Here is an 8,270-nt window from a genome sequence, read left to right as displayed (position 1 = left end):
CCGTCTCTCTCCTCACAAAATAGATATTTGGTAAAAAGGAAATTCGCATATTCATGCGGTTTGTTCCTCGGGATGCTTTCGAAATTGAAGCTCATACAGCTCTGCATAATGGCCGCCCTCGGCAAGGAGCTGATCATGGGTACCTTGCTCTTTCAGTTCGCCATCGGCAAGGACACAGATCGTATCCGCCCGTTCAATCGTAGACAATCGATGGGCAATAACTAATGTCGTACGATCCTTCATCAACTCATTTAAGCCCTGCTGGACTTCATATTCCGATTCTGCATCCAAAGCCGAGGTCGCTTCATCCAATAGCAAAATCGGTGCATTTTTGAGCAAAGCACGGGCAATTGCAATCCGCTGTCTTTGACCGCCGGACAAATTGGCTCCGCGTTCACCGACAATCGTGTCGTACCCCTCTGGCAACTCGGCTATGAAGCCGCTGGCATAGGCTGTTTTGGCTGCAGCCTCCACTTCCTCATCCGTGGCAGTCGGTGAGCCAAAACGGATATTATCCGCTACTGTACCGTGGAACAGCGTAGCCTCCTGTGGTACATAGGCCATCAAATCCCTGACCTCATCCAACGGAAATTCTTCTGCCAAACGACCACGAACCCGCAGCACACCTTCATCCGGTGGGTAAAATCCCAGCAACAACTTCATGACTGTGCTTTTGCCACCACCACTCGGACCGACAAGTGCAGTGACCTGCCCTTCCGGCACGACCAAGTTTAACCTTTGCAGCGTTGGATGGTCAGGCTGATAGCCAAAGGTGATGTCGTGCAGCTCCAGCGCAGCCGGAGTCTGTTCAATGGCGTGGTCTGAACCTAAGGTTTCAACATCGCCATAGAATTCCCCAGATTCACGGGCTGATAAAGCTGCCGTCTCGGGATCGCTAAGCCTAGTCAGCGGTCCCTTCTTTTTAGCCGCGGGGAACTGTTCCTCTTCCTTCGACTCATCCAGAATTTCGCGGATACGCGCCAAGCCTGCCAAGGAGTTTTGTAACAGTGTTACAGCCGCCCCTAGCTCCAAAAATACCGTTGAAATACCGGTTTGCAGTTGTACAATCTGTCCCAATACTCCCAGTTCCATTTGCTTCTGCGATACCAGAATCAATCCGGCGACAAGCACACCGCCCAGCGTAATGAACTCTATGACAAAATTGCACATATCCTGCAAGCCCATATGACGTCCCTGCCGGATGCTGATGCGATTGATGTCCTCGCTTGCATCGTTACATAGTCCACCTACCTTTGTCCTCAACCCAAACAACTTCACCGTCTGCAAACCGGAAAGCAAATCACTCAATCGTTCCGTGAACCTGCTCATCCGTCCCTGTAACTCTTCACTCGTCTTTCGCATTTTCTTCGCGAAATGAGCATTTATCCAGGCTGAAGCCAGCCCAAGTACAACCGCCATAATCCCAAATCGCCAATCCAAAGCCATCAAAATGACCAACGAGCCCAAGAAAAGCGAAATTTCCAGTATAATCGAGCGAATATGAACGGTGTAAGCCTGCTCTAGCGCCTGTACATCGTTCGTCATACGGGATACAAGATCACCCGAATGGTGTTTTTCGGCTTTTTCGTACGATAGCTTGACAATGTGGCCAAATAGTTTCATTCGTACATCAGCAATCGCCAGCTTTACACACCGTTTATACATATAGCTGCACAGGGGGGAGATAAGACTTAATGCCAAAAATGTACCACTGACCAAATAGACCGCTCGGTATAGCTCCTGTACATTGCCATTAACCGCGAAATTCAGCAAATAATGCACCACAAAAGAAAGTAAAATCGTGATGCTGGCATTGGTCAGACTATTGCCAACCAGCCCGGTAAAATACCATTTTTGGTGCGGCTTCATCAGGGACATCAACTGCTTAAATTCATAAAACCCCTGCTTGAAGGTCACGACGCTCACCCCTTTCCTCAGGCAACGAATTACCGTTTTCCGCCGTATGCTGTTCTTCTTCAAAATTTTTCAAATACAGCTTTCGGTACACACCATCACGACCCAGTAATTCCTCATGAGAACCCGATTCCACAATGCTCCCCTGATCGAGTACAATAATGCGGTTCGCCTGACGTACGGTTGACAGTCGATGAGCAATGACCAGTACCGTCCGGTTTTGCATTACCGCATTCATCGCATTCTGCACCTGAGCCTCCGACTGACTATCGAGTGCTGAAGTCGGCTCGTCCAATAGAAGTAGCGGAGCATTTTTCAATAATGCTCTTGCTATGGAAATACGCTGTTTTTGACCGCCAGACAATCCGCCTCCCCGCTCGCTCAACAGGGTTTCATAGCCCTCGGGAAGTTGAACAATAAAATCATGCGCATGTGCCGCTTTCGCCGCCTCGACAATTTCTTCTCGAGTCGCCTCCAAACGTCCATATCCGATATTTTCTGCAATGGTGGCCGGAAAAAGCGACGGCTCCTGAGATACCATCGAAATATGACTGCGCAGGCTTGTTAAATTCCAATCTGTCAAACTCTTTCCAAATAGTTGAATGGTTCCAGCATGCTCTCCAGGTTCATTAAATCCGCAAAGCAGCTTGAAAATCGTGCTTTTACCCCCACCGCTGGCACCGACAATCGCGACCATATCCCCTTGCCCTGCCTGGAAGCTGATATCCTTCAGCACTGTGTTCCCTTCATCGTAGCCAAAGGTCAAATGCTCAAAGCTGACTACAGCAACACTATCAACGTCATCATCACTTTCTGCTCCGCCTTCACTCATTCGGTTGGCTTCCCCATCTGCATCGTCTTTCAAATGAGGCGCCCTATTCTCTCGCTTCTGATCTACCAAGGTCATTTCGCCGTCCTGACGTTCATTCTGCCAATCCAGCACCTCAAACAAATGCTTTGCGGCTCCACCCGCTTCCTTCATTTGCGAAATGATCGTCGGCAGCATGGCAATCGGCTGCAATATGAACGAAATCAGGTATAAAAAAAGTACAATGCCTCCAGCATTCAACTCTCCATGTTGTATCAGGTATCCTCCGTATACAATGACCAAAATAATCGGTGTTGCTAGCATCATCACACCTACCGGAGTAATGGCTGCATAGCGCTTTTCTAGCCGTAAGCCGCGCTTGACGACCCCCTCCATAATCACCATATACTTCTTCAACAGCACAGCTTGCATATTGAATGCCTTGACGATAGGGATTCCTCCGATTGCATCTTGCCCCACAGCGTTCAAATGAGCAATTTTCTCCTGAAGATCCGCTGAGTATTTTTCAATTGGCTTGCTCATTAGTGATGTTATGATCATTCCTATTGGCATGAGCGCAAGACTTGCCAATATCAGTTTCCAGCTTGTCAGTAAAAGCAATATGAGTGATGCCGTAAACACAAGCGGTAAATAGAACAGATTGGCAAACTGCTGGATAAAAAAGTTCTGTAATACTGCCGTATTATTGGTTAGACGGGATACCAAATCTCCGGTAAATTTCCTTTCCACGCTGGAAACCGGTAAATCGCAAAACTTATGTACGAGATCGCCTCTCAAGTCGCGCAGAGCACTAACACTAAATCGCGCTGAAGCGTACCTCATCACAAACTTACAGGGCATTCCAATTAGCGTCATACCAACAACCAGATAGATCATGTTCTGGGTAGAGGAGAATGTCCCCTGTGCCATTTGCTCAATGGCCTTACCCAAAATAATGTCAATAGCTGCCAAACACAAGGAGGTGATCACCGTTATGAAAACCCATAGATTATACGGCCTTACATAACGTGCGAGTCTCCGAAAAGCAGAATTTAATCGAAACAAGGGCATGCCTCTTTTCGCTGCCCACACTTTTTCAGTGCGAACTTTTTATATTGGCTGTGGACGTCGTTGAGATAAACTCTGGGTTTGGATGCATGAGTATCCGTACAGAATAAAATGCGATTTTGAACTATGCTGGAATTTGCATCTTGGTGTGGGTTGGTTGTTGATTGTTGCTGAGATGGTAATAACGAAGTGTATCGTGATGTGTGGGACATTTAACTCTGTCTGAATCGTAGTTGTAGGGTGCTTGTGTTGTAAGCTGTATGAGCTCCCGCCGCGTGGGCCATCGGCGAGGATGTAGAAAGAATGTTCTCGACTGCGCTCATAACCTCTTGTTCTTGTTCATGGATGAAAAAGTGATTACCTTCGAACATTCGAACATCCATAGGTGATGTCGTATGCTGTTGCCAGGCATGGAGTGAATCTGTGCTAACCTCAAAATCCTTCATTCCGCCTAAAACAGTCATCGGACATATCAATGGATTTCCCGGCTGATAAACATAAGTTTCACATACCTTAAAATCTGCACGCAGACGAGGCATAATAATTTGCATCAATTCTGCATTTTGCAGCACCTCTTCAGGTGTTCCCTGCATCAAACGAAGCTCTTCGGTGAAAGAATCGTCTGCTAAATCATGGAGTCGTTTTTTGGAATATGGAATATGTGGTGCGGATTTACCGGATATGATGATATGCTCAGGTAGCTTTCCAGTTTTGCTGTACAATTGCCGTGCTGTTTCAAATGCAATTAGTGCCCCCATACTGTGTCCAAAAAAAGCGAACGGCTTATGTATGTATGGAGCCATAGCTGGAACCAACGATTGAACGATGTCTTGAAGAGTATCCATTGGAGCTTCTGTTGAGCGGCTTTCACGTCCTGGAAGTTGTATAGGCAACACGGTAATGTCAGGCGCAAACCTGGACTTCCAAGAGTTAAATATATAAGCACCACCACCGGCGTAGGGAAAGCAAAATAGTTGGAGCTTCGTAGTCGGTTGGACCTCTGTTTTCGCGAACCAAGATTGTGATCGAGTTGTCATAAGAATTCCTCCATCCTCTATGCAGTTCATAATTTTACAGTAAATCCTTATATCTCTTTTTTTCTTCCAACACTTTCTAACTGTTTTTAAATATACAAACTTTAAAACCGCTTGGCATGGGACAAAAGGGCTAAATTGACGAAGCTTATAAAAATAAAATAAAATCCATATTATGTTATTTGTTTCCAAACTTCAAAAGCAACAATTTCACTTTTTGTATGAGTTATCTGTCAATCATGATCTGTTAATTTAGTTTAAAACAAGATTTCAGGTTTTCACGAATTTTGTAAAACTAAATTCATTTTGATTTACATTGAGGTCCCAACCCCTTATCCTACAACAATTTTATCTTTACTTGCCATTAACATAAATGTAACAAATTCAACCTGATATCATCCGACAAATTCCGACTTTTTCCGCAGCTCTCTTCAATCACCTAAATATTGGATTGGATTTGTATCAAGCTCACATAAGCCAAAATTAATAACTCTTTATTTTTGTAATAAATATTGTTATTCCATAGTCCTAAAGGAGCATTTTTTGCATATTTTTTTCTGACTCTTCGTCTAAAAAATCCAGTTCGGATTGAGTTTTTCTCTCCCAAATCTATGAATTTTCTTTTCAAACTCTAATAAAAACGTTTTTATCTCGTTTCAAAAGTACCTGTTCTCTAGAAATTTATAGCCTTACTTTTAATCTTTCACCCTCTCAAAAAACAGTAACGGCAAACAGCAAGGCTCCCTGTTGTTGGAGACTTGCTGCTTTATAAATTTCATTATGTTTGACTTCACTATCGGTCGATATGCAGAGTGTTGTAGGCTTTATTGTAGTTATCCCCTAATCTTATTAATTTAGTGGAATGGAGTATATGTATGGGTTCATGTATATATAATTTCCAAAATGCGAAAGCCTTATGGTATACAAAAAGAGCACAGCCCATTAAGGCTGTGCTCTTTTTATCGTGCTTGGCGACGTCCTACTCTCCCAGGACCCTGCGGTCCAAGTACCATCGGCGCTGGAGGGCTTAACGGTCGTGTTCGGGATGGGTACGTGTGGAACCCCTCCGCTATCGCCACCAAACATGAATTTGCTATGCAAATTCTTCCGTAAGGTTATTCGGTTCACCACATATCGTGTGAATGAATAGCCATGCGCTTGTCGTATGTCACTTATACATACCTTCAAGGTTACACCCTGAAAACTGGATCCGAAACTCATTTGCGTCTTATCTTAGGATAAGCCCTCGACCGATTAGTATTGGTCAGCTCCATGCATTACTGCACTTCCACCCCCAACCTATCTACCTCGTCGTCTTCAAGGGGTCTTACATACTGGGAAATCTCATCTTGAGGGGGGCTTCACGCTTAGATGCTTTCAGCGCTTATCCCTTCCGTACATAGCTACCCAGCGGTGCTCCTGGCGGAACAACTGGTACACCAGCGGTACGTCCATCCCGGTCCTCTCGTACTAAGGACAGCTCCTCTCAAATTTCCTACGCCCACGACAGATAGGGACCGAACTGTCTCACGACGTTCTGAACCCAGCTCGCGTACCGCTTTAATGGGCGAACAGCCCAACCCTTGGGACCTACTTCAGCCCCAGGATGCGATGAGCCGACATCGAGGTGCCAAACCTCCCCGTCGATGTGGACTCTTGGGGGAGATAAGCCTGTTATCCCCAGGGTAGCTTTTATCCGTTGAGCGATGGCCCTTCCATGCGGTACCACCGGATCACTAAGCCCGACTTTCGTCCCTGCTCGACTTGTAGGTCTCGCAGTCAAGCTCCCTTCTGCCTTTGCACTCTTCGAATGATTTCCAACCATTCTGAGGGAACCTTGGGGCGCCTCCGTTACTCTTTAGGAGGCGACCGCCCCAGTCAAACTGCCCACCTGACACTGTCCTCGCACCGGTTTACGGTACCAAGTTAGAACCTAGATACGATCAGGGTGGTATCCCAAGGATGCCTCCCTTCAAGCTGGCGCTCAAAGTTCGACGGCTCCCACCTATCCTGTACAGATCGTACCCAAATTCAATATCAAGCTGCAGTAAAGCTCCATGGGGTCTTTCCGTCTTGTCGCGGGTAACCTGCATCTTCACAGGTATTAAAATTTCACCGGATCTCTCGTTGAGACAGCGCCCAAGTCGTTACGCCATTCGTGCGGGTCAGAATTTACCTGACAAGGAATTTCGCTACCTTAGGACCGTTATAGTTACGGCCGCCGTTTACTGGGGCTTCGGTTCATAGCTTCGCTCTTGCGAGCTTACCACTCCCCTTAACCTTCCAGCACCGGGCAGGCGTCAGCCCGTATACTTCGCCTTGCGGCTTCGCACAGACCTGTGTTTTTGCTAAACAGTCGCTTGGGCCTTTTCACTGCGGCCCCCTCGGGCTATTCACCCTACCGAGGCACCCCTTCTCCCGAAGTTACGGGGTCATTTTGCCGAGTTCCTTAACGAGAGTTCTTCCGCGCGCCTTAGAATTCTCTTCTCGCCTACCTGTGTCGGTTTGCGGTACGGGCACCTTCTCCTGGCTAGAGGCTTTTCTTGGCAGTCTGAGATCATGACCTTCGCTACTATAATTTTCGCTCCCCATCACAGCCCAGCCTTACGATGTGCGGATTTGCCTACACACCAGCCTCACTGCTTAGACGGACATCCATCCGTCCGCGTCACTACCCTACTGCGTCACCCCATCGCTCATAACGGATTACGGTGGTACAGGAATTTCGACCTGTTGTCCTTCGACTACGCCTATCGGCCTCGCCTTAGGTCCCGACTTACCCTGAGCGGACGAACCTTCCTCAGGAACCCTTAGGCTTTCGGCGGATCTGATTCTCACAGATCTTTTCGTTACTCATACCGGCATTCTCACTTGAATGCAGTCCAGCGCTCCTTACGGTACACCTTCAACCCGCATTCAACGCTCCCCTACCCCTGATGCAAGCATCAAGCCATAGCTTCGGTGGTGTGTTTAGCCCCGTTACATTTTCGGCGCAGAGTCACTCGACCAGTGAGCTATTACGCACTCTTTCAATGGTGGCTGCTTCTAAGCCAACATCCTGGTTGTCTGTGCAACTCCACATCCTTTCCCACTTAACACACACTTGGGGACCTTAGCTGATGGTCTGGGCTGTTTCCCTTTCGACAATGGATCTTAGCACTCACTGTCTGACTCCCGGAACTAAATCTATGGCATTCGGAGTTTGACTGAGCTTGGTAACCCTTGCGGGCCCCGCACCCAATCAGTGCTCTACCTCCACGATTCTTCTTTCCGAGGCTAGCCCTAAAGCTATTTCGGGGAGAACCAGCTATCTCCGGGTTCGATTGGAATTTCTCCGCTACCCCCACCTCATCCCCGCATTTTTCAACATGCGTGGGTTCGGGCCTCCAGTGCGTGTTACCGCACCTTCACCCTGGACAGGGGTAGATCACCCGGTTTCGGGTCTA

The 8,270-nt window shown here is 47.3% G+C and carries 3 protein-coding genes and 2 rRNA genes (1 of these 5 only partly in view); all 5 read right to left on the bottom strand.

Translation table 11 applies throughout. The annotated features are described in order from the left end of the window. Positions 1 to 51 precede the first annotated feature (51 nt). The gene (locus tag MHH57_RS11175; protein WP_069012585.1) at positions 52 to 1,917 is read right to left on the bottom strand and encodes an ABC transporter ATP-binding protein; all 1,866 of its coding nucleotides are present in this window, start codon (positions 1,915 to 1,917) and stop codon (positions 52 to 54) included. Then, on the bottom strand, positions 1,892 to 3,787 hold the full coding sequence (locus MHH57_RS11170) for an ABC transporter ATP-binding protein (protein ID WP_029517087.1): 1,896 nt from the start codon (positions 3,785 to 3,787) through the stop codon (positions 1,892 to 1,894). The genes MHH57_RS11175 and MHH57_RS11170 overlap by 26 nt, the downstream gene beginning before the upstream one ends. A 215-nt stretch (positions 3,788 to 4,002) precedes the next feature. Beyond that, the gene (locus tag MHH57_RS11165) at positions 4,003 to 4,827 is read right to left on the bottom strand and encodes an alpha/beta fold hydrolase (RefSeq protein ID WP_342435091.1); all 825 of its coding nucleotides are present in this window, start codon (positions 4,825 to 4,827) and stop codon (positions 4,003 to 4,005) included. Between the two features lie 963 nt (positions 4,828 to 5,790). Next, positions 5,791 to 5,907: ribosomal RNA gene (gene rrf, locus MHH57_RS11160) — 5S ribosomal RNA — on the bottom strand. A 151-nt stretch (positions 5,908 to 6,058) separates the two neighbouring features. After that, positions 6,059 to 8,270, bottom strand: a 23S ribosomal RNA gene (locus MHH57_RS11155); it runs 715 nt beyond the window's last position.

This window comes from Paenibacillus sp. FSL H7-0442 (assembly GCF_038593105.1).
Classification (GTDB): domain Bacteria; phylum Bacillota; class Bacilli; order Paenibacillales; family Paenibacillaceae; genus Paenibacillus; species Paenibacillus polymyxa_D.
The sequence above is the reverse complement of the archived record's forward strand: the minus strand, read 5'-3'. Positions and strand labels throughout refer to the sequence as shown.